21 protein-coding genes are annotated in these 26,953 nt (G+C 35.2%); 7 read left to right on the top strand and 14 right to left on the bottom strand.

Annotated features, from left to right (window positions below):
* From J4Q03_RS05175 to secD, 3 genes are all read right to left on the bottom strand, one after another.
* Nucleotides 1-336 carry a Sec-independent protein translocase subunit TatA/TatB gene (locus J4Q03_RS05175; protein ID WP_426047140.1) on the bottom strand — a complete coding sequence of 112 codons (336 nt, stop codon included), beginning with the start codon at nt 334-336 and terminating at the stop codon, nt 1-3.
* 328 nt (nt 337-664) lie between these two features.
* A complete protein-coding gene (locus J4Q03_RS05180; protein ID WP_426047141.1) occupies nt 665-1,900 on the bottom strand; it encodes a TCR/Tet family MFS transporter in 1,236 nt (411 codons plus the stop codon).
* 263 nt (nt 1,901-2,163) lie between these two features.
* Nucleotides 2,164-5,076, bottom strand: coding sequence for a protein translocase subunit SecD (gene secD, locus J4Q03_RS05185; RefSeq protein ID WP_426047142.1), 2,913 nt, complete (start codon nt 5,074-5,076; stop codon nt 2,164-2,166).
* 218 nt (nt 5,077-5,294) lie between these two features.
* On the opposite strand from secD, the gene J4Q03_RS05190 reads away from it, so the two are divergent.
* Nucleotides 5,295-6,665, top strand: a complete 1,371-nt coding sequence (locus tag J4Q03_RS05190) for a PQQ-dependent sugar dehydrogenase (RefSeq protein WP_426047143.1) — start codon at nt 5,295-5,297, stop codon at nt 6,663-6,665.
* Between the two features lie 156 nt (nt 6,666-6,821).
* On the opposite strand, the gene J4Q03_RS05195 is transcribed toward J4Q03_RS05190, so the two are convergent.
* From J4Q03_RS05195 to J4Q03_RS05225, 7 genes are all read right to left on the bottom strand, one after another.
* The gene (locus J4Q03_RS05195) at nt 6,822-7,724 is read right to left on the bottom strand and encodes a thiopeptide-type bacteriocin biosynthesis protein (RefSeq protein ID WP_426047144.1); all 903 of its coding nucleotides are present in this window, start codon (nt 7,722-7,724) and stop codon (nt 6,822-6,824) included.
* Entirely contained in the window at nt 7,721-9,910 is a 2,190-nt protein-coding gene (locus tag J4Q03_RS05200) for a lantibiotic dehydratase family protein (RefSeq protein ID WP_426047145.1), read from the bottom strand. The genes J4Q03_RS05195 and J4Q03_RS05200 overlap by 4 nt, the downstream gene beginning before the upstream one ends.
* Nucleotides 9,886-11,031, bottom strand: coding sequence for a lanthionine synthetase LanC family protein (locus J4Q03_RS05205; protein ID WP_426047146.1), 1,146 nt, complete (start codon nt 11,029-11,031; stop codon nt 9,886-9,888). Before J4Q03_RS05205 ends, J4Q03_RS05200 begins: the two co-directional genes overlap by 25 nt.
* An 80-nt stretch (nt 11,032-11,111) precedes the next feature.
* Nucleotides 11,112-11,345, bottom strand: coding sequence for a hypothetical protein (locus J4Q03_RS05210; protein WP_426047147.1), 234 nt, complete (start codon nt 11,343-11,345; stop codon nt 11,112-11,114).
* Nucleotides 11,346-11,478: 133 nt separating this feature from the next.
* Entirely contained in the window at nt 11,479-12,837 is a 1,359-nt protein-coding gene (hemN, locus tag J4Q03_RS05215; protein ID WP_426047148.1) for an oxygen-independent coproporphyrinogen III oxidase, read from the bottom strand.
* A gap of 175 nt (nt 12,838-13,012) precedes the next feature.
* Complete coding sequence (locus J4Q03_RS05220) at nt 13,013-14,026, bottom strand: WD40/YVTN/BNR-like repeat-containing protein (RefSeq protein ID WP_426047149.1); 1,014 nt, start codon at nt 14,024-14,026, stop codon at nt 13,013-13,015.
* A gap of 55 nt (nt 14,027-14,081) precedes the next feature.
* Nucleotides 14,082-15,623 carry an APC family permease gene (locus J4Q03_RS05225; protein ID WP_426047150.1) on the bottom strand — a complete coding sequence of 514 codons (1,542 nt, stop codon included), beginning with the start codon at nt 15,621-15,623 and terminating at the stop codon, nt 14,082-14,084.
* A gap of 166 nt (nt 15,624-15,789) precedes the next feature.
* Between J4Q03_RS05225 and pnuC the strand changes: the two genes are divergently transcribed.
* From pnuC to J4Q03_RS05250, 5 genes are all read left to right on the top strand, one after another.
* Nucleotides 15,790-16,467 carry a nicotinamide riboside transporter PnuC gene (gene pnuC, locus J4Q03_RS05230; protein WP_426047151.1) on the top strand — a complete coding sequence of 226 codons (678 nt, stop codon included), beginning with the start codon at nt 15,790-15,792 and terminating at the stop codon, nt 16,465-16,467.
* Complete coding sequence (locus J4Q03_RS05235) at nt 16,464-17,168, top strand: hypothetical protein (protein WP_426047152.1); 705 nt, start codon at nt 16,464-16,466, stop codon at nt 17,166-17,168. The genes pnuC and J4Q03_RS05235 overlap by 4 nt, the downstream gene beginning before the upstream one ends.
* 90 nt (nt 17,169-17,258) lie before the next feature.
* Nucleotides 17,259-18,026, top strand: a complete 768-nt coding sequence (gene dapF / locus J4Q03_RS05240; RefSeq protein ID WP_426047153.1) for a diaminopimelate epimerase — start codon at nt 17,259-17,261, stop codon at nt 18,024-18,026.
* A gap of 29 nt (nt 18,027-18,055) precedes the next feature.
* Entirely contained in the window at nt 18,056-19,081 is a 1,026-nt protein-coding gene (gene mltG / locus J4Q03_RS05245; protein WP_426047154.1) for an endolytic transglycosylase MltG, read from the top strand.
* Nucleotides 19,082-19,250: 169 nt separating this feature from the next.
* Nucleotides 19,251-21,830, top strand: a complete 2,580-nt coding sequence (locus tag J4Q03_RS05250) for a TonB-dependent receptor domain-containing protein (protein WP_426047155.1) — start codon at nt 19,251-19,253, stop codon at nt 21,828-21,830.
* 35 nt (nt 21,831-21,865) lie between these two features.
* Here J4Q03_RS05250 and J4Q03_RS05255 read toward each other — a convergent pair whose 3' ends face one another.
* The 4 genes from J4Q03_RS05255 to J4Q03_RS05270 all read right to left on the bottom strand — a co-directional run bounded on the left by J4Q03_RS05255 (nt 21,866) and on the right by J4Q03_RS05270 (nt 25,058).
* Nucleotides 21,866-22,318, bottom strand: a complete 453-nt coding sequence (locus J4Q03_RS05255; RefSeq protein WP_426047156.1) for an adenylyltransferase/cytidyltransferase family protein — start codon at nt 22,316-22,318, stop codon at nt 21,866-21,868.
* Between the two features lie 120 nt (nt 22,319-22,438).
* Nucleotides 22,439-23,461, bottom strand: a complete 1,023-nt coding sequence (gene galE, locus J4Q03_RS05260; RefSeq protein WP_426047157.1) for a UDP-glucose 4-epimerase GalE — start codon at nt 23,459-23,461, stop codon at nt 22,439-22,441.
* A gap of 20 nt (nt 23,462-23,481) precedes the next feature.
* Nucleotides 23,482-23,931 carry a hypothetical protein gene (locus J4Q03_RS05265; RefSeq protein ID WP_426047158.1) on the bottom strand — a complete coding sequence of 150 codons (450 nt, stop codon included), beginning with the start codon at nt 23,929-23,931 and terminating at the stop codon, nt 23,482-23,484.
* A gap of 2 nt (nt 23,932-23,933) precedes the next feature.
* Nucleotides 23,934-25,058, bottom strand: coding sequence for a DegT/DnrJ/EryC1/StrS family aminotransferase (locus J4Q03_RS05270; protein ID WP_426047159.1), 1,125 nt, complete (start codon nt 25,056-25,058; stop codon nt 23,934-23,936).
* 86 nt (nt 25,059-25,144) lie between these two features.
* Between J4Q03_RS05270 and J4Q03_RS05275 the strand changes: the two genes are divergently transcribed.
* Nucleotides 25,145-26,749 (top strand): S8/S53 family peptidase, encoded by a 1,605-nt coding sequence (locus J4Q03_RS05275; RefSeq protein WP_426047160.1) that lies wholly within the window; start codon nt 25,145-25,147, stop codon nt 26,747-26,749.
* Nucleotides 26,750-26,953 lie beyond the last annotated feature (204 nt).

The following is a 26,953-nucleotide window of genomic DNA, read 5'->3' on the forward strand; positions in this document are numbered from 1 at the left end:
TTATCTGCTTACAGGCCCTTCGTAGGTTTCGTCGTCGGCAGGCTTTAGTTTTGGCGGTTCATTAGTAGCAGAAGGTTCTGCCACGATATCTTTTTCGATGTTCTTCATAGGATTGAAATCTTTTGCAGCATCCTTCACTTTCTCAATTTCGCGTTTGATCTCAGAAACAGGATTATCTGTTTCCTTCATGATCTCAGTTTTAATATCTTCCACTGCACCACGCATTTTTCTAACGCCTGCCCCGAGGTCACGCGCTATCTGAGGAAGTTTATCCGGACCGAATAATACAACGATCGCCACCGCGATCAGTGCCATTTCTCCAATGCTTAATTCCATGTGGTAAAATTACGAAAGTTTATACATTTATTTACAGGAAACTAAAATTTTAAACAAATTTTAAGATTCTACAATAGTAAAGCTATGAAAATCAATAACCTGAATATAAAAACACGTTTCGATCAGCTGTTGATTTTTGTTGCTGGCTGTAATTTATTTTTTTGCAGATAATAGTTTTTAATCCAAAGCTAAACCCAGTATTTTGACCTTGCCTTTGGTTCATATTTCAAGCTCTTGTACTTTATAAAACTCCTGCTTATCACTGCATTATTTAAACACTTATCCTTAATTCGGATTTAAATAATTAATCTTTCAGACTTTATCCTAATTACAATTTTTTAATCAGCCTTTTATCTTTTTTCTGAAAAGCATAATAGGTCATTACCACGCTTATTGCCATTAAAATAAATGCCAGAAAGAACGGTGCCCCCGAGAACTCAAATGGTGCTTCGTCGTGGGTAAAGAAGTAAAACAGGTTGGTCATCAACGGTGGCCCTATAATGGAAGTGGCGCTCATTAAACTGGTCAATGCTCCCTGAAGCTCTCCCTGCTCGTTGGAAGGAACACTTTTCGTAATTACCGATTGTAATGCAGGTCCGCAGATCCCTCCCAAACAGTAAGGAACCAAAAATGCAAACATCATCCATCCTTCTGTAGCAAAGGCAAACAACAGCATCCCTAATGCATACAGTGCCAATCCGTAATAAATACTTTTTTCCTCGCCCAGCCTGGGAGTTGTCCAGCGTATCAGGACACCCTGAACTAAACCGACTAATAATCCTACAACCCCTAATGAAATTCCAACCATCCTTTCCGTCCAGCTAAATTTATACATGGTGAAAAAGCTCCAGTTGCTCTGCACGGCATGACCCGCGATATAGATTAAAATAAGGGCAAAGATTAATCCTGAAATTTCCGGATGCTTACCTAAAAATTTAAATGAACCGATGGGATTCGCACGCTTCCAGTCGAATTCTCTTCTTTTATCTTTATCTAAACTCTCAGGAAGAACGAAATAACCGTAAAGGAAATTCAACAGACATAAAACTGCCGCAGCATAGAAAGGCACCCTGGCACCATAATGCCCAAGAACTCCTCCCAATACGGGCCCAATAATAAATCCGAGACCAAATGCAGCCCCGATAAGACCAAAGTTCTTTGCTCTGTCCTCATCTGTAGAAATATCAGCAATATAGGCACTCGCGGTTGTTACGCTGGCTCCTGTGATCCCTGCAATAACCCGGCCCAGGAAGAGCCACCAGATCGTGGGTGCAAGGGCAAGAAAAATATAATCCACTGCAAATCCAAAAAGGGAAATCAGAATAATAGGCCTTCTTCCGTATTTGTCACTCAGGTTTCCCACCACAGGAGAAAAGATAAACTGGGTAAATGCATAGGCAAAACCAAGCCAGCCACCATATTTTGCTGCTTCACTGATATCGGCGTGGATAAGTTCCTCAATTAATTTGGGAACTACCGGAATAATGATTCCCCATCCTGTAATATCAATCAATAAAGTAATAAATATAAAGCCGATGGCTGCTTTTTTCCTTGAGTTTTCCATAATGCTGCAAAAATAATGAAATCTGAAATATAATGGTACTAAATTGTGAATTTTGGAGGAAGAGACAAGATTTTAAGATGAAAATTTCAGACATCAGATTTCAGATGTGGGCTACGCAAATATAAATTTAAACCCTGAACTTTACCTATTAAATTTATGAAACCCTAAATTACAGGAACATCTTAATCGGCATTACATAATTTAATGGCAAAAAAAAGACCGCTTCTTTCGAAACGGTCTTTACTTATTTATTGTAGTTGATATTACTTTGAAGCAAGCACTTCTTTGCTGGAACTGGTTCTACCATGTACCTCTTCTTCTTTCCCTTTTTTAAGGAAATCGTAAGCGATGGCCGATGCAATAAAGATTGATGAATAGGTACCAAACCCGATACCGATCAACATGGCAAACATAAATCCTCTAAGGTTGTCACCACCGAAAATAAAGATGGCTAAAATTACAAGGATAGTGGTAAATGAAGTGTTGAATGTTCTACCCAATGTACTTGAGATAGAGTCATCAAATAATCCAGCCAATGTTAAAGCTTTCTTCTCTCTTAAATACTCTCTGATTCTATCGAAGATAATAACGGTATCATTAATTGAGTATCCTAGTACTGTAAGGATGGCTGCAACAAAATCCTGGTTGATCTCCATATTAAACGGCATAAATTTATGAAGCAATGAATACGCTCCTAAAATAATTACCGCATCATGGAATAACGCTACAACAGCACCTAATGAGAATTGCCATTTTCTAAATCTAAATAAGATATAGATGAAGATACCCGCCAAAGCTGCTGCTACAGCAAGCATACCGTGAGTCTGAATATCATCTGCTACCGTAGGCCCTACTTTTTCAGAAGAGATAATTCCTGCATGTTCTTTATCTGCAGATTTGAAATCACTCAATGTAGTCTTGGCAGGTAAGTTGGCCTTTAATCCTTCGTATAATTTCTGTTCTACAGTCTGGTCAGCTTTTAAAGATTCATCTTCAATAAGATAATCTGTAGAGATTTTCAGCTGTCTGTCATTTCCGAAAGTTTTAGCCTCAACAGAAGAGTTTTTTCCATCTTCAGTTTTGAAAACTTTTACCAGGTTCTGTTCAATATCTTCAGCATTAACCGCTTTATCAAATCTTACCACATAATTTCTACCTCCTGTAAAGTCGATTCCGTATTTGAATCCGTTCATTGCGATAGACGCAACACAAATCACTGTTAAAATACCAGAAATGATATAGGCATATTTTCTTTTTCCGATAAAATCGATCCACGTATTTCTGAATAGGTTCTTCGTTGGAGGAGTCCAGACAGAAAGATGTTTTCCTTTATTCAGTCTTGTGAAGATCATTACTCTGGAAAGCAATACGGAAGTAAAGAATGTCATTAATATACCGATTCCTAAAGTCAGAGCAAATCCTTTAATAGGTCCTGTTCCGAATAAGAAAAGGACACCAGCCGTCAGTAATGTCGTTAAGTGACCGTCAACAATCGCGCTTAATGCATGCTTGAAACCGTCTTTATAAGCTTCCAGGATGCTTTTCCCTGCAAATAATTCTTCTTTGGTTCTTTCGTAGATGATTACGTTCGTATCGACCGCCATGGCCATCGTAAGAACGATACCTGCGATACCAGGAAGCGTTAGTGTAAAGTCTCCGGAATCCATAATTCCGAAAATATAGAATAAGTTGATGATCATCGCAATTACAGCGTACACACCTGCACCACCATAATAGAAAATGATATAAACGATAATAATCAAGAATGCAATAGCAAATGAAATAACCCCTGCATCAATAGACTCTTGTCCTAATGATGGTCCTACAACAGTAGCCTGAACCACTTTTGCACCTGCAGGTAATTTACCCGCTCCTAGAACGTCAACCAACTCTTTAGCTTCTTCCTGAGAGAAGTTACCCGAGATTTGAGTTCTACCGTTCGGAATGGCACCTACAACGTTTGGCGCAGTATAAACTCTGCCATCCAATGTTACAGCAACCGGTTTACCAACGTTTTTCTCAGTTAAAGTTTTCCATTCTTTAGCACCTTTAGAATCCATCTGCATGTCTACTACTACTCTGCTTAGCTCATCATAGCTAATGCTTGCAGTTTCAACAGCACCGTCTACAGGAGCTTTTTGGCTAATGTTACCTCTGATTGCATACAATACTAAACTTTCAGTATCTGTAGCTTCGGGCTTGTACCCCCAAAGGAACTGTGTATATTTAATGTTTGAAGGACGTAAAGACTGACCAACTTTGCTATTCAAGATTTTGTTTACAGTAGCAGTATCAGATAATTTCACACTTCCAACAGCGCTTTGACTCATAGACTTACCTCCCTGCATGATGTTCATGAAGTTGACATTCTTAGCAACTCCCATAGAATCACCTTTTACAGCGATCATCGTAGCTAATGTTTGGAAATAAGGATACACTTCAGGAGCTTGTTGTACTTCCCAGAACTGAAGTTTTGCAGAAGTCTGAAGCATTTTTTTCACTTTGTCGATATCTTTCATACCAGGCATTTCTACAGAAATTCTTGCCGTACCCGGTACTCTCTGCACGTTTGGCTGCACCGCACCCATTTTATCGATTCTGGTTCTGATTACTTCAAAAGCAGTACCTACAGAAAGATCAATTCTTCTTTTGATGATACTTTTTACCTGATCATCAGTCGTATTATACTTGATCTCCGATAAATTGGTATTTCCGAAAAGTTCAGGATCTGCAAGCTTAAGGTTCGTCCCTTTTGCTCTGTTGATCGCTTCAAACTGATCGAAGAAATTATCGATGTAAGATTTTGTAGAATTCTTTTGCGCTTCATCAGTTTTATTTAAAGCCTCGATAAGAACAGGATTTGTAGAGTAATTTGTAAGATCGTTTACCAAATCTCTTTGGTTGATCTCCAAAAGAACGTTAATCCCACCTTTCAAGTCAAGACCAAGTTTCATTTCCTTGTCTTTGGCTTTAGTGTAATAAAGTTTTGTGAATCCCAGGTTCAGCGTATCTTTAGAAAGTCTTGCAATTTCTTTCTGATACTTTTCCGGATTGTCTCCTGCAACAGCAGTCGCCTGCTTTTCAATTTTGCTGGCGTACCAAGTTGGTAATAGCTCATTTAAGCAAATTAACCCTAGTACAATAGCAACAATTGTAATAAGTCCTTTTCCTTGCATTTTGTTATAACTACGTTAAATTAAGTCGGCAAATATAATGATTTTATTATTATTTTATGAATTTTTTAACAGCAGAAACGGTTTATTTTCAGATATATCGGGGTTTTAACTTCTATTTAAGATTTAATAATTTTTCTTCCTTATCGTAATGAAATTTTCAAATTCCGATTGGTATAAAATTTTCATTCATTTATCAATACACTAAATATCAAAATATTATGAAAAAACTATTTTTTACTCTAGGCATTCTTTCTTCTTTAATCGTTAATTCTCAAAGCATTAATTTAGTAGAATTTGCATCCGGGTTCACCAGCCCCGTTGAAATTACGAACGCCAATGATACCCGTCTTTTCGTGGTCCAGCAGAACGGGATCATCAAAATCATTCAACCTAACGGAACGATCAACAGTGCTGATTTTTTGAATATCAGCTCTAAAGTTCTCTATGGAGGGGAAAGAGGTCTTCTTGGTCTTGCCTTTCATCCCCAGTACTCAGCCAACGGATATTTCTTTGTGTATTACAACAATACCGCCGGAAATATCATTGTAGCCAGATATTCTGTAAACGCTGCCAATCCGGACATTGCAGATCCTGCTTCTGAAAAGATCCTTTTGAATATTCCAAAACCGTTTGACAATCATAACGGCGGAAGTATTCATTTTGCTCCCGACGGGAATCTCTGGATCGTTACCGGAGATGGCGGAAGCGGTGGAGATCCCAATAACAATTCCCAAAATATAAATTCACTGCTGGGAAAAATGTTAAGGATAGATGTGAATGCTACAGGACCGTATAATATTCCACCCGGAAATCCTTTTGCGGGAACTTTAGTAACTGGAGCTGATGAGATCTGGGCCTATGGACTCAGAAATGCATGGAAATTCTCATTTGACACCAATATTGGAAATGTAATGATCGCTGATGTAGGCCAGGGAGCCATTGAAGAAATCAACAGGATACCTGTTACCCAAGCCGGAATCAATTACGGATGGCGCTGTTATGAAGGCAATAATGCTTACAATACAGCAGGGTGCGCTCCCATGTCCACGATGACATTCCCGGTTGCAGTTTATGATCATTCCGGAGGAAAATGCTCCATAACCGGAGGATATGTCTACAGGGGAAGCCAGTATCCTGCCCTTCAGGGGAAATATTTCTTTGCAGATTACTGTTCCGAACAGATCGGAATTATGAATCCGGATAATTCTATTATGTGGAATTCTCCAAGTACAGGCAATAATTTCTCCACTTTCGGACAGAATTCTCAGAAAGAATTGTTTGTGGCTGCGGTAAACAGCGGGAAGATATTTAAAATTACAACAGGAGCGCTGGCAACAGACGAGACAGACCGCTCAACTTCTATATATATTCATCCCAATCCTGCTTCCGAAAAGGTATTTATTGAAGGGCTGACAGATCTGAACAGCACTGCAGATCTTATCAGTACAGAAGGAAAAATAGTTCTGGAAAAAGCAAAAATTGAAAATGACGGCAGCGTTGATATTACAGGAATTCCTGCCGGAGCTTATTACCTGATCATCAAATCGGGAGATGTGAAATCTTACAGCCAGAAGTTGATTGTTAAATAATAGTGATACAACCTCCCTTAATGTGTTCATTTAAATAAAATTTTGTTTTGAAAGACCCTAATAACTACATTCTAGGGAGGTTTATAAATTCAAGATCAATAACTGAAATTATTTTTGAGCCCTAACTGTCGGGAATTAAACCTGACCATTAGAACTTTACACTTTATCTGATGACAATATCATGTATTTATTTTTAGCAATTTTACTTTCATAAAAACGCCTAACATAATCATATAATAGTAGTTCATGTGCTCTATTATTTGTAGGAATCATTCTATTAATATTCATATGTATATAACTAAAAATATACTTTTCAAAATTAATTTCTTCTTTTAAACAAATATTTTTTAAAATCTCAATAGTTTTTTTTAGCTCTGAATCTCTTTTTTTTAATAGAATTATTAATTTCTTCATTATTGGATCATCATTCAATAATCGCTTTGATTCATCAATAATATCCTCTACAAATTTCCTTTTATCCCTATACAATTCATTAAGTATTTTTGAATTGTTTATATTGTAGCCAAACTCATATCTAAAAGACTCGCTCATGCTACTTATAATTTTCAGCTTATCCTCAGGACTTTTACAAAAAAAACTAAGATAAGAATCCACGCTTATCAACGAAATTTTCCATTTATAGTCTTCTATTTCACTTTTATTGATAATCTTTAACATCTTAATGCAATATTCACTATCAACACAGAAGAGTGATTCTGTAATATCCATTAATTTTTCGTTATAGCGTTCAAGCTCTTGTTCATATGTATCCATTTGAATTTTCCAAATAATATCATTTTCAATATACTTTTTTAATCTATTCTGAAATAAATTCAAAATTAAATTTATTGAATTAACATTTTTAAGCTTAATTCTTAATCTAATATGATAATATGGATCAGAATATCTAATAAAAAAGAACTTTTCTATATAGTTCTCTTTTTCAATATATTTAATAATTTTAAATATATCATCCGTTAAAATTTTATCTGAAAACGATCTACTCACATAAAACTTTAAATATACCCATTCTGAACCAGGCATGTATTTTCCTTTCATAATTCATTTTTAAAAAAAGAAACTATAAATTCATTTGTATAAACATTATTCTCCAAATCTCTTACTATAGAACAGTTTGAATCAAATAAGAATTCTTTTAAAGTTATAAAATTATTTTTTTTAATTATTTCAAATAATGACATTACACTAATTTTATCTGAAAGATCTATAAACAGTTCATTATCTGATTGACAAAAGATAACAAATTGTGGCATCTTATATTTTTCTCTCCAAATATTAATGCTCTCTAAATTGTCCTTAGAAATATTATTCTCAATTTCTTTTTTTTCAAAAAACCAAGTTGCAGGACTTAGGATGACATTTTTGTATTTAACTCTAGGGATATACTTTAAACTCTTATTAGGAGTAAGTGATACTCCTAATAAATTTTCATTGTCATTTTGTATATCACATAATAGCCCAAAAGCTGGAATATTGGACATTGAATGATTTAATGCATTGGTATGCGCAATCTTCACTTCACTATTAAGCGTTTTAGATTTTAAAATAATTTTTCCTTTAACAATTGATATAGTTAAATCAGAAACAGGTATACTTTTACACGATGAAGAAGAATTAGTAAGAATTGTTAATTCATAATCTCTCATTTGAGGTCTGATAATCACATTTCCTATTCTTGGATTAGGAATATGTACAATTTCTAAGATGGGCAAAGCCACTAATTCCTGTTCCTTTTTAGTAATTTCTTTAATAAAATCATCTATGTCGAAACTCATATGAGAAAACCTTGCCAACAAGTTAGCACCTGAATTTCCTCCTGCAGAATTTAACTTTAAAATATGTTGATTTTCTTCACTACCAACTATTTCAAAACTACAGTAAAATGTTGGATACAAATCATGTAAGCTTTTATTTTCAACATCCTTATCAGTTAGTATTATTTCATTTTCACCTAATCGTACCGTTTCTATTATTTTCTCAAATAACAATTTTTGTTTATTATTCAGATTTAGGTTATCGTCATCTTGTGTATTTTTTAATGGCAACCTTAATCCCTTAGTCAAATCATTCACATATGGTTCTCCATTATAACTTACTGGATATCCAATACCAACATCTGCATCACAAGCAAAAAGAAAATCAACTTCCCTATCCTCAAATTTTTCAGTAAAAGCTTTTTTAAATAATTCTAAATTTTCATTTTTATTACTATTGTGATTCAATTTAGTTAAGAATAAAATTGCAGATAATATCTCATCACATATTTCTTTATTCAAATTTGAAACACTTGCTTCTTTATGTAAATCAATTTGGAAAATATTTTTCTTACTATAACTTATCTTTATTTTATCAAGTATACATATCACTAAATTATGGCTAATTTCTGGATTTAAAGGATCGTAATTTTCAATTATACTTTTTATATTAATTAATAAAGAGACAATATCAGGTTGTACATCTCGTTGAATTAAGATATCAATTAAATAATTTAATGGATCTCCATTTGTAATGGATGGCGTAATTTCACTTATAAGAATCTTAGAATCTATCAATTCTAAAATAAAATCTTCTGCTTCTTGATTTGATATTTCATTCTCAATTTCCGTTACAAATGAAATCATATTCTCAATTTTAGTTCCCTTTTGTGCATACTTTATAATTTTTTTTAGTATAGAAGTCTTGTATACTGATGAGATTGAATATTTAAAATGTTTATTTTCACTAAACTTTGTTTCATAGTACCTTACCTCATTATGCACATTATATAGAGTATCATTCGGAAAGTAAAAAATATTATACTTTACAATCTTTTCTAACTTTTCTATAATGGAACAAATAATTTCCATATCCAGTCTAATAAATCTTTTGATTTCATTATTAAAGATAACTTCAGATTTTTCTGATGTAATGAAACCAGAAGTAACACCAGAAAATAAGCCGTATGGAGTTGTTCTTGTTCTTATTCTTCTCCAGTATTTGAATAAAGAACTAAATATTTTTTCTTTGTCCTTTTCATTAGTAATAAGATTCTCAATGAATTTTTCCATCTCATGATATAATTCAATTGAACTATTAAATATGGCTTCTTTGAAAAGTAAATTATTTTCAAATTCCACTTTACTTATCTTATCTATATTAAATCCTAAAGCGGGTGTTCTTAATAGAAATTTATTGAAATTTTTATATTTTTTGTTCATATTTAAATCAGTAAAAATTTTTGCCATTCAGATTGTACATTAAAATGAATAGTTAAAATTGCTAATGCTATTCCTATTTTCCCTTCTAATAAGCTTAGCCTTTCATGATCATATCGATTTTCGTTTACTAAATAAAACACCTTCTTTTCTCGGTATAATTCTATTGTTTTATCTAGCCAATATTTTGCAGTGTTTAGATAATGATCATCTTTCATTTTAAGAAATAAACTATAAAAAAACATTGCTATCCCCGAAGTACCATGACAAAGACTAGCATCCACAATAAAATTTTCTTCTAAATCTCTTCTGTTAGATGCATAATTGATTATTTGCAATGCTTTTTTTTTAATGAGATCATCATTTAATACTTCCGAAGCATTCAACAAACATAAAGCAATGCCAAGATCGCCATAGCACCACGCTAACCGACTTTTCCCAATTTCATAAGAATTTGATTTGTTCGGAAAAAAAGAACCATACTGAGAATAATCTATTTCTTGTGATAAAATATAATTCACAACCTCTTTTAAAATATGTGAGATATCTGTATTAAAATTAATATCCTGCCGAATTAGGTTACATAATAGAATAACGATACTTGCCATTCCATGGGATAGTGAAATATTTGTACTTTCTTTCCACCTTAACATATTATCATTCCAAATACCTGTTTCCTTCAAATGGGATAACAATATCTCAATATTATTTTTATATTTTTCTTGATCCTTATCTTCATTTAGTCTTTCTAAGTAATAAAAAGCTACTCCTACTGATCCATGTAAAAAATCGATATTATCATCTTTTATATAGTTTACGTAACTTAAGTCTATAAATTCTTCAACTTCATCCGAAATAAAATCGAAAGTTCCATCTCCTTCAAAATTACTTTTATTCAAATAACCAATACCAAGACACGCTCCAGATATTCCAGCACAATAAGTAGAAATAGAATCATAGTTTTCAATGGAATTAAAAACATCCTCTATATAAGTTTCAATTTCTATTTTACTTTCAGGATAAAGCTTTTTATATTCATTTATTAATATTGCTTTTCCTGTTAACCCAGACAAAAGCCCATAGTCGTTTTGTAGTAAATCTCGTTTATTTTCTAAAAGATCAACTATTTCAGTCAATATATCTTTGTACATTCTTTAAATTATTAAAATATTGCAATGAAAAAGTCGGAATAAATTATTCCGACTCAAGTTATTTTGGATTTACAATTATATTAATAACATTTAGCTGTACTAGTATTTTTTGTAGTAACTCCATTAGTACAATCAGCAGTACAATCAGCATGAGTACACATAAGAACGCTTTGCATTCCTCCACAGCCATCCGTACATCCTCCTGTCCAAATTCCATTGTCTATACCCAACTCTCCACCTTTAATTTTTGATGCTAAAGTTTGATCAAGACTTGAGATAGTTTTCTTTTTTAGTTTTAAAGTTTTTTTTTGCATTTTTTAGCTTTTTGATTCTTCGTAAAATTATATAATTACACAAGCTTGATATTATATAATTTAAATTGAAATTTATACAATTTCAATGTTTATAACTCAGAACTAGCTTAACTTTTAGACGGCCTCTTTTGTTTTATATCGTCATAGAGAAAATTCTCGTTTCCGGTTTATTCCTCATCATCCTGAGATCGAAAACCATGGCAACATTTCTCGTAAATGCTCTTCCTTTTTCTGTGATCCTGATTTGATTGTCGTAAATCTCCACCAATTCATCTTTTTCCATTTCTTCCAGCATTGCAAATGCATTTTCCAGTTCCGGGAAGGAATTTTTATCAGTAAAAGTTGTTTCAAGCTGACACATCAGATTCAGAATATGTCTTCTTACAGTAAGATCTTCTTCGTCCAGAATATGGCCTTTTACCACAGGAATCCTGCCTTCTTCAATAATCTTCTGATATTCTTCCACTGTCTTTACATTCTGGGCAAAAGCATACCAGGAATCTGAAATCGCAGACATTCCAAGACCTACCATCAGTTGGGTATTGCTTGAAGTATAGCCCATAAAATTCCTGTGAAGTTTTTTATGAATCAGAGATTGGTACAGGTCATCATGTTCAAGAGAAAAATGATCCATTCCCACTTCTATATATCCCAAGTCTTCAAGCAGCTTTTTTCCGTCTTCATATAAACGTCGTTTTTCTTCACCACTAGGTAGATCATTTTCATCGAAACCTCTCTGTCCTACCCCTTTTACCCATGGAACATGGGCATAGGAATAAAAAGCAAGCCTGTCTGGCTTCAGTTCCATTGTTTTTCTGATTGTATGCTCCATAGCATCCCAACTCTGGTGCGGAAGTCCGAAAACCAAATCATGACTGATTCCTCTGTAACCGATTTCCTTAGCCCATTCTGTTACATTCTTTACATTTTCAAAGGATTGTATTCTGTTGATCGCCTTTTGAACTTTAGGATCATAGTCCTGAACTCCAAAACTTACTCTTCTGAAGCCAAGATCGTATAAAGTCTGAAGGTGATCCCTTGTTGTATTATTCGGATGTCCTTCAAAAGAAAACTCAGGATGTTCTGCTATTTCTACGGTTTCAAAGATCCCTTCGAGCAGGGTTTTTAAATTTTTGGGCGAAAAAAATGTAGGAGTACCCCCTCCAAGGTGAAGCTCTTTAAGCTTTGGTCTTTCTTCAAAAAGTTCCAGATAAAGCTTCCATTCCTTTAAGACACTTTCCAGGTAAGGAATTTCAACGCTATGCTGTTTCGTAATACGTTTGTGGCAGGCACAGAACGTGCACAATGCCTCGCAAAAAGGCAGGTGAATATAAATAGAAATCCCCTCCCCTGCATTACTCTCATGAAACGACCTGATCACGCTCTCCTTCCATTTTTCAGTAGAAAATGTAGATTCGTCCCAGTAAGGAACAGTGGGATAAGAAGTGTATCGCGGCCCGGGAATATTATACTTATCTATTAAAGAATTCATTTCAAAATTTAAAATATTATCGAATCATGAAACTTAACATAAAATTTCATCCTGCAAAATTAACCATTACGAATGAATTTTAAACCATGAAATATATTAGGCTTTATTTTATAATGAGTCTAAATATGATCATTGCTGAGATCCTTCAGATTATGATAAATTCTATTTCTAAGATTTAAAATTTTAATTTCATGACTGAGATCCTGTCTTTTCCTGCAAAAACAACGGTATTACCATCAATCCAACGGCAAACAAAAAAACCTTTCTCATCAGAAATCTTTTCCCATGTTTTTCCAAAATCAGAAGAATAACTGATGTGCTTATCACCTACAGCAATGATCTCTTTACCTTTTGAACCTGGCTTAATCTTCACACAGGTCGCATAGCCTGCATTCTTTCCGGAAGCCTGAATCTGCCATGTTGCCCCACCGTCATTGGTGGTTGCCATATTATTGATATTTGCATCCTGCTGGGTATAATCTCCGCCTACTGCAATCCCAAATTTATCGTCATAAAAATCTATTGAATACATTCCCTGAGAAGATTCCCCCTGAATAAAAGGAGTTTCAAAAACCTGGATATTTTCTTTTTTCAGATCCATTCTCAGAATTCGTGATGCTTTTCCACCGGTTGCTATCCACAGGTACTTTTTTGTTGAAGCAATATTGGTATTGCTTGCCGCAAAAGCCGCCTCACCACTGTTCAATTGTACATTACTTTTAAACATCTTCCATTGCCCTTTACGGTAAACAGCCAGTTTCAGCAGATTATCCTTATCGGCATCACTGAAGGTGTAAGCCAACTGATCATTCACAAAATGCAGAGCATCGTAAAAAGCGGTTTTCACAGTATCAGTAAAGATGATTTGTGATTTCAGATCTTTTTTATCCATCTTAAAAAAATAGGCAGGACTTTCAATATTAATGGTATAAAAAGAATTCTTATCCTTCGCCAGTGTCCTAAACTGGAGCTTTTTATCGGAAAGATTAATCTGCTTCCGGTTCTCTTTATTTTTAAGATCAACAAATCCGAATTTTGAATCTGTTCCACTGTACCAGACTTTCCCACCATCCACTTCCAGAGCCCGGATGCTTATTTTATCATTAAGAATGGTCTCAAAACTTTCGATCTGCTGAGAAAATGTAAAAATCCCTAAAAAGGAAAATAAAAACGGTATAAGCTTTTTCATATAGACAAAAATAAAAAATCCACAGAATTCTGTGGATTTTAAGTTGATATTTTTATTAATCTAGATCAGGTTTTTCCAAAGGCTCCTGTTCTGCTTTAAAAGTTTCTCCAAAACCTCCGTTCTGAAGTTTTGAATGCTTTTTACTGTACAGGAAGTACACAAAAAATCCGATGATCAGCCATGCAAAAGAATACATCTGTGCTTCCTTGCTCAGGTTGAAGATCAGATAAACATTGATCGCGATACCTAAACAGGCAATAAGCGGTAAAGCAGGAACTTTAAAGTTTCTTTGTAAATGAGGTTCTTTCACTCTTAATACCCAAACCGCCACACATACCATTGTAAAGGCAAACAATGTCCCAAAACTGGTCATGTGTGCAAGATCATTGATTGGGGTAAGGGAAGCCACAATAGCAATCACTACTCCTAAAATAAGAAGGTTCTTCGTAGGCACTCCAGTTTTAGGGTTTACTTTTGAAAAAGTAGCAGGAATCAATCCGTCTTTAGACATTCCAAGGAAGATTCTTGACTGTCCCATGATCATGACCATCAATACAGAGATTAATCCTACTGTAGCAGCAATGGTAATAATATATCCAGCCCAGGCATATCCTGCAATATCAAATGCATACGCCACAGGAGCTTTGATCGCATCAGGATATTTACCCAGCGGATTAAAGTCTGTATAATGCATCATTCCTGTTAATACCAAAGAGACAAGGATATATAAAAGGGTACAGATAATCAGCGAAGCGATGATCGCAAACGGTACGTCTTTTTTAGGGTTAATGGCTTCTCCTGCCTGTGTAGAAACGGCATCGAAACCTACATAAGCAAAGAAAATAGCCGATGCTCCTGCCACAACTCCTGCCACGCCGTAGGCGGAATGCGAGACTCCATTTTCGGTAATAGTGGTTGGATCAGGAATGAAAGGAACCCAGTTTTTAAAAGGATCAGCTAAATTTAAAATAATAAATGCTCCTGCAACGATTACGAAAATAATAGCAGAAACCTTAAGTATCACAATAAAGTTATTGGCTTTAGCAGCACCTTTTGTTCCTCTTACCAGAATAGAAATCACAAAGAAAACAATTAAAAATGCGGGTAAGTTCATGGAAAACCCGGAGTTTCCTGCTGCAATATAAGTCTGTGGATCTGTGGTGAGATAAGCCGGAAGATGCAGTCCGAACATTTTGAGGAGTTTGGCAAAGTATCCCGACCAGGATACGGCGACCGTCATAGATCCCATAGCGTATTCAAGTATCAGCCCCCAGCCTATGATCCATGCAAAAATTTCTCCCACCGTTCCATAAGCATAAGCGTAAGCTGAACCTTCTACGGGAAGTATGGAAGCAAATTCTGCATAACAAAGTGCTGCAAATACACAGGCAATACCTGCAATTACGAATGAAAGTGCCAGTGCAGGCCCTGCATTATAATAAGCACCTGTTCCTGTAAGTACAAAAATTCCCCCTCCAATGATTGCTCCGATTCCGATAGCAGTAAGGCTCCATTTTCCCAGAACGCGTTTCAGCTGGCTCTTTTTGATATCAGCTTCATAAGCGCTCATTGGCTTCTTAACCCAAATTTTAGACATGTTTTTTTATTTAATTAAAGATTTACGAAAATATAAAAATTTTACAAACCTTAACGTTTATTAATAAACTTTCGTGATTTATTTTAAATAAAAATATTTAAAAAACTGATTTACACATTATTTAATTTATTTTCAAAAGTGCTAATTTTTGCTTATTTTTGATCACATGAATTTATATGATCTTTTTGTAAAGCCGTATGAAAACTACAGTGGTCTACAAATTCTACTGGAAGCCACGGGTACATTTTTCGGAATTTTAAGCGTCTATTTTTCAATAAAAAAGAATATCTGGGTATACCCTACAGGTATCATTTCTACGCTGATCTACGTTTACATTCTTTTTAACTTCGGTCTTCTCGGCGACTGCATGATCAATGTGTATTATACTGCAATGAGCATTTACGGCTGGGTCCTTTGGTCTAAAAATTCTGAAGACCATATTCATGTGGAGGTGAGCTGGGCAACAAGGAAGGAAAGAATATTCGCTGGAATTCTTTTTGTATTGAGCATGGCACTGGTTACCCTTATTTATTATTACAAGCCTTATATCGACAATAAATTTTCTATGGAAGGTGCTAATTTAGGATTATATCATCTGGATTGGGCAAATTGGCTTGATGTTATTACCACTTCTATATTTTTAGTGGGAATGTGGTTTATGGCCAAACAGCGCATTGAGAACTGGATTTTCTGGATCATCGGGGATTTTATTTGTATCCCTATGATGATTTTTAAGGAACTCGGTATCACTTCGGTTCAATATTTGGTATTTACTATAATGGCTATCTTAGGATACCTCAATTGGAAAAAAAGTTTAAAAGAAAAAAGTACGATAAAGTCATGAAAAATTTATTTAAAATAGCATTCAGTATTGTAGCTATCAGCAGTTTAACATCATGTTTAGCTTACAGTGACGGGTATGCAAACAATGGTGGCTACGGAGATCCATATTATAACAACGGGTATTATTATGCTCCTTCAGGATATTACGGAAACGGCGGTTATTACGGAAATGACGGCTATTATTACAGAAACGATGTCAATTATTATTATGATAACGGCATTCCTTATTATTACTATAATTTAGGCGACAGCCGAAGAAAAGTATATGTTGAAAGAAAAACTACGGTAACTTCACAGAGACCTAATAACGGATTCCGGAATACGCCTAATAACAACAACGGAGGTAACTATAATAACAGCGGATTTAACAATAACAGAACCGGCACAAGAAACAGCAGCAGTAATAACGGATTCAGAAATTCGAGCAATACCAATTCTAATAATAACAACCAGAGACCACAGAGCAGCCAGAACAACGGAGGCTTTAGAAATTCTGGCGGAAAAAATTCCCAGAACAATCAGGGAAACCGGAATAATCAGAATAGCGGAGGTTTTAGAAATACACAGCAGTATAATCAAAACCAGAACAGCAACAGAACAGAATCTTCCGGCGGATTCAGGGGAAGTACAAGTACCCAGAGTAACACTCAGCAAAACAGCGGTTCTACAAGACAGCAGTCCAGCGGAGGCGGATTTAGATAAAACGATTATAAATAAGAAAACGGACAGCTAACACTGTTCGTTTTTCATTTTAAATATATTAATTTTGTTCGTTAATTTTAGACTAAAAATATGGAATTTTATAAATATCAAGGGACGGGAAATGACTTTGTAATGATTGACAACCGTGATCTGCAGTTCCCTAAAGAAAAAGATCTTATTGGAAAATTATGTGACAGACGCTTCGGAATTGGCGGCGACGGGCTTATCCTTCTGGAAAATGATGACGCCTATGATTTTAAGATGGTCTACTATAATTCTGATGGCGGCGAGAGCACCATGTGCGGAAATGGCGGAAGATGTCTGGTAGCTTTTGCTTTCTTTCTGGATATTTTTGAAGATAAGTGCAAATTCATTGCTATAGACGGTGAACATGAAGCAGAGATCCATAACGGTATTATCAAATTAAAAATGATTGATGTGGATACCATCTCTGAAGATGGACAAGACACTGTAATGGATACGGGATCTCCTCATTATGTAAAATATGTAGAAGATCTGGTGAATTACAATGTTTTTGCAGCAGGTCACGGCATAAGAAACTCAGAAAATTATAAGGAAAATGGCATCAATGTGAATTTTGTTGAAAAAATTACTGATGACGAAATTTTCGTAAGAACCTATGAACGAGGCGTTGAGGATGAAACTTACAGCTGTGGAACAGGAGTTACAGCTTCTGCTTTAACTTTTCTGCAAAAAAACAATCTAATCTCTGTAAAAGTTAAAACTTTAGGTGGAAATCTTAAGGTTCATGCTGAAAAAAACGGAAATTCTTTCCAAAACATCTGGCTTGAAGGTCCCGCAAAGCAAGTTTTTAGAGGTAAAATTGATCTTATTTAAAAACTAAACTTTTAATCAAATTTTTAATAATGAAAAAAACTGTTCTCATTATCGCTCTCATTATTGTAGGAGCGGCAGGATTTTTTGGTTTGAGATTTTATAATAAATACTATGGAAACAACGTAGAGAAAGACGGATATGTCCTGATTCCCCACAAAGCGGATTTCAAACAGATTCTGGATTCAGTGGGTCCTTATATAAAAGACAAGGACGCTTTTGAAGCGGTTGCCAGAGATAAGGATCTTGATAAGTTTTTTAAGCCGGGCCGCTATCATTTCCAGTCAGGAGCAGGAAATACAAATCTTGTGAATATGATCAAGGCCGGAAACCAGACGGAAAACAGCTTCAGAATCGGCGATTTTGGAGATATGTACCAGATGATAGGAAAAGTAACCAAAAAAACGGAGATTGATTCTTTACATTTTGTAAACGACCTGGATAAAGTAGCAGCAGAAAAAGGATACAAAAATGCAGAGGATTTAAAAAAATATTTTTTCATTGATACCTATAATTTTTTCTGGACGGTAAGCCCAAGAGAATTCTTCAAAAAATTTGATGAACAGTACAATGAATTCTGGACCAGTGAAAGAAAAAACAAGGAACAGCAATCGGGCCTGACGAGAGATCAGATCTATGCCCTGGCTTCTATCGTTTATAAAGAATCAGGCGGAAAGAAAGATGAAATGAAAACAATCGCAGGATTATATCTGAACCGTTACAGAAAAGGAATGAAGCTACAGTCTGATCCTACGGTGATCTATGCGATTAACAAGCAGACCAATTTTAAGGAACCGATCAAGAGGGTACTCTATAAACATTTGTCTACCCCATCCCCATACAATACGTATGCTAACACCGGAATTCCTCCGGGTCCTATCTGCGTGGTGGATAAAAACTCTGTGGATGCGGTTTTGAATGCTGAAAACAACAGTTACATATTTATGTGTGCTGATCCTGCAAGGTTTGGCTACCATAAGTTTACAGCAAGTGCGGAAGAGCATGCCATCAATGCAAAAGCTTATCAGGACTGGCTGAATTCAAAAAATATCAAATAAAAAACTAATTTAACTTTTATTTAACAATACGACAATTAACATTTAACAATTATATACGACTTATACATCTATAAATAATACATAATTTGTAATATTTGAAATCAAACCCAATTAATGATTTCACAATATTATGACTTATACTTTTACGATTTTATACAAAAAATACCTTATGAATCAGACGGAAATTGTCAACATTTTCACAAAAAAAACGCTAGCACTTACTTTTGTACTTTCGGCAGCTGCAATGGCATTTGCCCAGGACAAGGCAGGCGTTACGGGAATGATTGTCAACAAAAACAACCAGCCGGTTCCTTATGCTTCTGTGACGTTCAGCAATAAAGCGAACAAGTCATTAAGCGATGCTGTACTGACCGATGAAAAGGGACAGTACAAACTGGAGCTAGCCCCTGGAAATTATGACATTACAGTAGAAGCAATCGACTATAAAAAAAGCATAGTCAATAAAAGTATTGCAGGGCCCGGAAATATTGGTGCACTATCCATACAACCTGAGGCGACAAGCACTTTAGATGGCAAAACCCAGGAAATACAAGGTGTAGTGATTACTGCAGCAGCTACAAAAGCTTATAAAGTTGAACTTGACAAAAAGACTTATGATCCTTCCCAGGATATTGTAAGTAAGGGAGGAAATCTTCAGGATGTCCTTTCTAATGTTCCTTCTGTTTCTGTGGACACTGACGGTACTGTCTCGATGAGAGGTAGCTCCAATGTAAAATTTCTGATCAACGGGAAGCCTTCTGCTCTTCTTGGAATAGATGATGGAGCGAATGCGCTTCAAAGTATTCCTGCAGATCAGATCGAAAGAATTGAAGTAATTACCAATCCTTCTTCTAAATTTGAAGCTAGTGGTACATCTGGTATTTTAAATATCATCCTTAAAAAGAATAAAAAAATAGGTTTTAACGGAAGTGTAATTGGTACTTTGGGCTATCTTCCGAGAACAGCTCTTAATACTAACTTAAGCTGGAGAAAAGACAACTGGACATGGTTTGTGAATGGCGGCGGTGGCTATTCTGAAAATAAAAGTAAGAATGATACTGAAACTACATATCATAACATTACATATCCCCCTATATTCCCCAATGTACAGCCAAATGATGTTCCTACTTATCAGCTGCAAAACTCCACCAATAAAAGTTATAATAAAAACTATAATGTAAGTGCTGGTTTCACTTATGATATTTCTGATAAAACATCATTAAATTTATCCGGAGTTGTGAGAACGTTTGAAGGTGATAGCAATGAATTACTGAATACTTTTAATAAGTTTTACCGATACAGCGATCAAAAAACATGGAATTTAATGGATTCTTATGGCCAAAGAGACTCTGAAGGGAGAAATACCAATCTTGCATTTCAGGGAGATATAGGACTTGATCATAAATTTGATGATAAAGGACAGAACTTATCTTTATCACTTAGCTTACAGAGAAACAGAAGTAATAATAATTCTAATATTCTTGAAACCGAAGACTCTGTTCCTGTACAAGAAGATATAACACAAAGACATTCTGTTACCAAAACTATTATTGGAAAAGCAGATTATGAGCTTCCCATCGGTGAATATTCCAAACTTGAAGCAGGATACAGATTAGATGTCAATAACAATGATTACGATAATTCCGTAAGCAGCACTTCTAATAATCCGTTTATTCTGGATTATAATAACAAAACGAACTACAGAGAAATGTTTAACGCTTTCTACCTGCAATTTAAAAGTAAGGTAGGAGAAAAATTCGCGTATCAGTTAGGTCTGAGAGATGAGCTGTCCAATGTTAAAATTGATTACGCTAATCTAAATCCCAGTCAGGCTCCGATTAATAAAAACAAGAACTACAACAATTTATTTCCAAGTGTATTCTTAAGCTATGATATATCAAAGAATAACCAGATTCTTGTAAACTATTCCCGTAGAATAGACAGACCGAGATCTTTCTTTATGGTTCCCTTTCCAAATTACAGCAATAGCCAGAATGTTTTTGAAGGGAATATTGATCTAAATCCATCGTATGTAGATTCATATGAAGTAGGATATAATATTACAAGGAAAAAATTCACAATCAATCCTACGCTTTACTACAGACATGCCACGGATGATACTAAAATGCTTGTCTACAGACCTGATGAGAGAAAAGGTATTTTTTATACAAAACCAATTAACCTAGGTAACGACGACCGTTATGGTTTAGATCTTAATTTTACCTATGATCCATTTGCATGGTTAAAAATCATGGGTAGCTTAGATGTATTTGGTTATAAAACCACCGGTATTGCTTCATACGAAACAAAAGACGCTTTAGGTAACACTAAAATCGGTACCATGGATTTTACGGGTGACGGTTTCTCAACAAGAGCACGTTTGAACACTACTTTTAAACTTGATAAGACATTAAGTGTACAGCTTCAAGGATTCTACAGAGGAGCACAAAAATCAGCGAATCAAGATACTCAGGACATGTATGCACTAAATCTGGGAGCTTCTAAAACAATATGGAAAGGTGACGGAACAATCTCTTTCAATATTCAGGATATCTTTAATACCAGAAACAGAGAAGTATACAGCTTCAATAGTGACTACACCCGCAGAAATTACATGCAGTGGCAGCCAAGACAATTTTCAATTGCTTTAACTTACCGATTTAAGCAGGGCGAAAAAATAGAACAGCCTAAAAAGAAAAAAGACATCAATGCCAACGAAAGTGGCGACGACCAGCAAGCTCCAATGTAATACAAAAAAATCCCGAAAAATATTTCGGGATTTTTTTATTTTACGGTTTCAGCTTTTTCGTATTTCACTTTTTCTGCTTCGTAGATTCTTTTTCGAAGATCACTGGTGGAAAACCTATGGTCTCTTTTATTGTAAAAGATTTCTATTCCCTTTTCCTCACAATACTGCTTGCCGGTAAAGTCTTTGTCCATATAATCATCACCTATGATTCTTACATCAATCACAAATGATTTCAGAATATCGAGCAGATCTTCCTCTGTATAATAAGGAATAATCTCATCAACAGCGTTTACTGCTTTCAATTGAATATACCGTTCAACGATGGTCTGACTTGGCTTATTTTTATTTGGCCGATCGTGAGAAGGATCAATCTGAAGCCCTACGATTAAATAATCACATATTGTTTTAGCTTCTTCAAGCATTTTGATGTGTCCTGCATGCAGCAGATCAAATGATGAAAATGTAATACCTATTTTCTGTGTTTTCATAATAGTTCAATTAAAATTCCGCTACAACCCATATTCTTTTAATTAATAAAAGATCAATATTGAGGGAAATATTTTTATAATTTGGCTTTATAATTTGTTTATAATCTTTTTTTGACTTCTTTAAACAGTCCTGGAATCAAGATATTGCTGCCATTTCCAGACTGTTCTTAAAGATTCCTCCAATGGGGTTTCAGACTTCCAGTGAAGGTCTTTTTCGGCTTTATCAGCATTAGCATAAGCAACGGTAATATCACCTTCTCTTCTGGCGCAGATCTGATAAGGAACCTTCACATCATTAGCTGTTTCAAAAGCTTTCACCACTTCCAGTACAGATGAACCTTTTCCTGTTCCTAAATTAAATATATCAATTACGGCTTCATCTGAGGTGTTACTCAACAGATTTTTCAACGCTGCCACGTGAGCTTTCGCGAGATCAACTACATAAATATAATCTCTGATAGCCGTTCCGTCTTCTGTAGGATAGTCATTTCCCCAAACGCTTAACTTCTCACGGATGCCTGCAGCAGTCTGCATGACATAGGGAACTAAATTATTCGGGATACCAATCGGCAGCTCTCCTAATAAAGCGGATGGATGAGCTCCAATAGGATTAAAATATCTCAAAAGGCATATTTTTTTTTGATATCCAGCCGCAAAATCTTTAAGAATTTCTTCTCCCATCTGTTTCGTTTTGCCGTAAACACTTTCCGGCATCTTAAGCGGTGTATTTTCGTCAATTGGCATTTCATCTGCTTGTCCGTACACTGTGCACGACGAACTGAAGATAAAGTTAGAAATATTTCTTGATTTAAATTCCTGAAGTATATTAATTAATGAAAACAAATTATTTTCATAATAATCAATAGGTTTTTCCTGGCTTTCTCCTACTGCTTTAAAAGCGGCAAAATTGATACATCCCTCAATCTGGTGTGCTTCAAAAACCTGATTAAGAAGTTCTTTCCTCTTTAAATCGAAAGGATAAAAAATTGGTCTTTTTCCTGTAATTTCCTCAATATTATGTAAAATAAATTTTTCTGAATTGGATAAATCGTCAACGATCACCACCTCAAAATTATTATTCATGAGTTCTACTACGGTGTGGGAACCTATATATCCAAGTCCTCCTGTAACAAGTATTGCCATTTTTTTTGTTTAATATTTTTTTAATCGTTGTGTTTTCCTATTTCTTCTATTTCGTTTTTTGCTGGAGTATGCTTAAAATAATTTATAAGTACAACTGGGCCTACAACAAATAATACATTGGAAAATATATATAAGAATAAATATGTTGCAGGATTTTTAGTTCTTTGATATTTAGCATAAAAAATTATTGCATGAAAAATAATCATTAAGAATAAAGAAATATTTAAGGTACGAAACATCTTTCCAGATTCTTTAAAAATATTTACAAATGTAATAGTCAATAATGGTAGAATTAAAAAGTATAGTGCTATAATAGGTACTTTAACTGCATTATAGTCTTCTTTTAACCCATATCCCCTTAAAAAAATATTAAACATGTTATATGCAAAAAATATCATCCAACAAAGGACAAAAATTATTGTAAAAAAATAAGCAAACTTATTCTTAAGTATTCTTTCGTCGTGAAGCATATTTATTTCATAAACTCCAGTACAGCATCCGAGATATACTTCAGCTGCTCTTCATCAAGTTCTGTATGCATCGGAAGAGAAATTACCTGGTCCAGAAGCTTATCTGTATTCACAAAATCTGCATCATTACTTTCCTGATAATATGCCTTCTGCTTTCTTAGGGCTACCGGGTAGTAAATCATTGCAGGAATTTCCTTTTCAGTCAGGAATTTTTGTAAATCATTACGTTTTCCGTTCAGAATTCTTAAAGTATACTGGTGAAATACATGAGTAGAATATTCTGCTCTTTTTGGAGTTAAAATATTTTCGTTTCCTGCAAAAGCTTCATCATAATAATCAGCTGCTTTTCTTCTTGCGTCGTTGTAAGAATCAAGATTCGGAAGTTTTTTTCTTAAAACCGCTGCCTGAATACTGTCTAATCTTGAATTCACTCCTACCTCATCATGATAATATCTCTCGTACATCCCGTGATTAACAATTCCCCTTAAACGGTGCGCCAGTTCATCATTATTGGTGAAAATAGCTCCACCATCACCATAACATCCTAAATTTTTAGAAGGAAAAAATGAAGTAGTTCCCACAGTTGCCATGGTTCCTGCATATTTCTCAGTTCCGTCAGAGAATGTATACTGAGCTCCTATTGCCTGCGCATTGTCTTCAATGACATAAAGATTATGCTCTTCTGCAATTTTTAAGATCTCTTCCATATTGGCACACTGTCCGAAGATATGCACCGGGATAATCGCTTTTGTTCTTGGTGTAATCGCTTTTTTAATTTCTTCTGTAGAAATGGTGAATGTATCGTAATCTACATCTACCAGCACTGATTTCAGTTTAAGCAGATGAATAACTTCTACTGTAGCAGCAAAAGTAAAATCTGCGGTGATCACTTCGTCTCCTTCTTTAAGATCCAAAGCCATCAGCGCAATCTGCAAAGCATCCGTTCCGTTAGCACACGGAATCACATGCTTTACATCTAAATAAGATTCCAATTCATTCTGGAAAGACTTTACTTCAGGGCCGTTGATAAAGGCCGCAGAATCCATTACATTCAAAACTGCATTGTCTACATCATTCTTTATTTTGTAATACTGACTTTGCAAGTCAACCATCTGAATTTTTTTCATAAATAAATATTTGTGTAAAAATAAGGAATTTAAAATCCTGTCAAAAATTTTATTGATTTTGTTTTATCTTTATAAAAAATAACTTTATGAAAAAAATTTTACTCTTTTGTCTTTTAGTGGGTTACTCAACCGTAAATGCGCAGACCGAGCTTGTTTTTGTTTATTTTACAGGCAAACCGAATAAAGCTGCTTTTTATGCGAATCCGCTTTCAGAACTGACTCAAAAATCCCTTAACAGACGTACTTCGCTGGGTATTCCGCTGAATGATCAGGATGCCCCCATTGAACAGTCTTATATTCAGAATCTTCAGAACCTTGGTTTTACCGTTACAGACTATTCGAAATGGCTTAACGGAGCTGCTGTAAATGCAACTCCGGCCCAGATAACAGCTTTACAGGCTCAGCCTTATGTATCCTCAGTAGGACATTTTGCAAGAAATAATAGTTCCGTTCCTAAAACAGTATATCAGGATAAATGGAACTCTTCTTCCGAGACTCAAAAAAATCTGACTGTCTTTGATTATGGCTCGGGCTCCGCACAGATAGATCAGATCAATGTAAGACCTCTTCACCTTGCAGGATTTACAGGAACAGGGATTTCTATCGCCGTTATTGATGCAGGTTTTCCTTATGTAGATACCGGATCCGCCTTTGAAAGATTGCGCAACAACAACCGGATCAAAGCTGTCTATGACTTTGTAACCAAAACAAGCAATGTGTACAGCACTGCCATCAGCAATCACGGATCTGCAGTACTGGGAGCCATCGGCGGCTACATCGAAAATACATTTGTAGGATCAGCACCGGATGCCGATTTCTATCTTTACCGCAGTGAAAATTCGGTTGGCGAAATTCCGGAAGAGGAATTATACTGGATAGAAGCAGCCGAAGAAGCAGACAGAAAAGGGGTCGATATCATCACAACTTCTCTTGGATACAATGTTTTTGACGATTCCCGGTACAGCTACACCTACTCCGATATGAATGGAACTACTTCTTTTATTGCAAGAGCAGCTGAAATAGCTGCCAATAAAGGAATTTTCGTTCTTGCCGCCGCAGGAAATTCAGGACTTCAGCCATGGCATTACATTATGACTCCCGCAGACAATGCTAAAGTATTCAGCATAGGATCGGTAGATGCTGCAGGAAGTCCTTCAGGATTTTCATCATATGGACCGAATGCGCTTGGTGTGGTAAAACCTGATGGAAGTGCAAGAGGAACCGCATCTGCTACAGTGACCAACAGTACCTTAACTTCTGTAGGAGGAACTTCTATTGCAACCCCTATCGCTGCTGGTGGCGTAGCCTGTTTCATCCAGGCTTTCCCATCCATGAACAGGGAGCTGATGAGGACAAAACTGAGACAGACTGCTTCTCTTTATCCGGCTCACACGGACCAGATGGGTTACGGTATTCTTAATTTTGGAAACCTTTACAATCAGGTATTGAATACTTCTGAAATTCTAAAAAAAGAAAAGTTTGCTATTTTCCCGAATCCTGTTAAGAATATTTTAAATATTGCTTCCGAAAGCGAGATTCTGTCTTTGGAAGTCTATGATAATTTAGGAAAACTGGTCAGAAAAAATAACGGTCAGAAATCTATTAAAGTGGAAGATTTTCCGAAGGGAACTTATTATCTGAAAATTCAAACAAAGGATCAGGTTTTTTATGAAAAATTTTTAAAGGAATAGTTATTTGATATTTCTAATGGTTTGATTTATGTTTAAGCACAAATAAGACAAATGCCACAAGTTAAATTTAAAGGCTTTCATCCCAATTCATTCTCATTACACCATTCTGTATTAAAATAACCTGATTTCGTGATGACGCATTTTTTTAAGTACAGCCTATTCCAAAGAATATCCTTGTCAAGGTTTAAAACCTTGACAAGGATA

This window comes from Chryseobacterium sp. NFX27, assembly GCF_049887855.1.
Lineage (GTDB): Bacteria > Bacteroidota > Bacteroidia > Flavobacteriales > Weeksellaceae > Chryseobacterium.

Excerpts from the sequence above, each read along its gene's own strand:
- J4Q03_RS05175 (WP_426047140.1), bottom strand. The coding sequence starts at position 336 with ATGGAATTAAGCATTGGAGAAATGGCACTGATCGCGGTGGCGATCGTT.
- J4Q03_RS05180 (WP_426047141.1), bottom strand. The coding sequence starts at position 1,900 with ATGGAAAACTCAAGGAAAAAAGCAGCCATCGGCTTTATATTTATTACT.
- secD (WP_426047142.1), bottom strand. The coding sequence starts at position 5,076 with ATGCAAGGAAAAGGACTTATTACAATTGTTGCTATTGTACTAGGGTTA.
- J4Q03_RS05190 (WP_426047143.1), top strand. The coding sequence starts at position 5,295 with ATGAAAAAACTATTTTTTACTCTAGGCATTCTTTCTTCTTTAATCGTT.
- J4Q03_RS05195 (WP_426047144.1), bottom strand. The coding sequence starts at position 7,724 with ATGAAAGGAAAATACATGCCTGGTTCAGAATGGGTATATTTAAAGTTT.
- J4Q03_RS05200 (WP_426047145.1), bottom strand. The coding sequence starts at position 9,910 with ATGGCAAAAATTTTTACTGATTTAAATATGAACAAAAAATATAAAAAT.
- J4Q03_RS05205 (WP_426047146.1), bottom strand. The coding sequence starts at position 11,031 with ATGTACAAAGATATATTGACTGAAATAGTTGATCTTTTAGAAAATAAA.
- J4Q03_RS05210 (WP_426047147.1), bottom strand. The coding sequence starts at position 11,345 with ATGCAAAAAAAAACTTTAAAACTAAAAAAGAAAACTATCTCAAGTCTT.
- hemN (WP_426047148.1), bottom strand. The coding sequence starts at position 12,837 with ATGAATTCTTTAATAGATAAGTATAATATTCCCGGGCCGCGATACACT.
- J4Q03_RS05220 (WP_426047149.1), bottom strand. The coding sequence starts at position 14,026 with ATGAAAAAGCTTATACCGTTTTTATTTTCCTTTTTAGGGATTTTTACA.
- J4Q03_RS05225 (WP_426047150.1), bottom strand. The coding sequence starts at position 15,623 with ATGTCTAAAATTTGGGTTAAGAAGCCAATGAGCGCTTATGAAGCTGAT.
- pnuC (WP_426047151.1), top strand. The coding sequence starts at position 15,790 with ATGAATTTATATGATCTTTTTGTAAAGCCGTATGAAAACTACAGTGGT.
- J4Q03_RS05235 (WP_426047152.1), top strand. The coding sequence starts at position 16,464 with ATGAAAAATTTATTTAAAATAGCATTCAGTATTGTAGCTATCAGCAGT.
- dapF (WP_426047153.1), top strand. The coding sequence starts at position 17,259 with ATGGAATTTTATAAATATCAAGGGACGGGAAATGACTTTGTAATGATT.
- mltG (WP_426047154.1), top strand. The coding sequence starts at position 18,056 with ATGAAAAAAACTGTTCTCATTATCGCTCTCATTATTGTAGGAGCGGCA.
- J4Q03_RS05250 (WP_426047155.1), top strand. The coding sequence starts at position 19,251 with ATGAATCAGACGGAAATTGTCAACATTTTCACAAAAAAAACGCTAGCA.
- J4Q03_RS05255 (WP_426047156.1), bottom strand. The coding sequence starts at position 22,318 with ATGAAAACACAGAAAATAGGTATTACATTTTCATCATTTGATCTGCTG.
- galE (WP_426047157.1), bottom strand. The coding sequence starts at position 23,461 with ATGGCAATACTTGTTACAGGAGGACTTGGATATATAGGTTCCCACACC.
- J4Q03_RS05265 (WP_426047158.1), bottom strand. The coding sequence starts at position 23,931 with ATGCTTCACGACGAAAGAATACTTAAGAATAAGTTTGCTTATTTTTTT.
- J4Q03_RS05270 (WP_426047159.1), bottom strand. The coding sequence starts at position 25,058 with ATGAAAAAAATTCAGATGGTTGACTTGCAAAGTCAGTATTACAAAATA.
- J4Q03_RS05275 (WP_426047160.1), top strand. The coding sequence starts at position 25,145 with ATGAAAAAAATTTTACTCTTTTGTCTTTTAGTGGGTTACTCAACCGTA.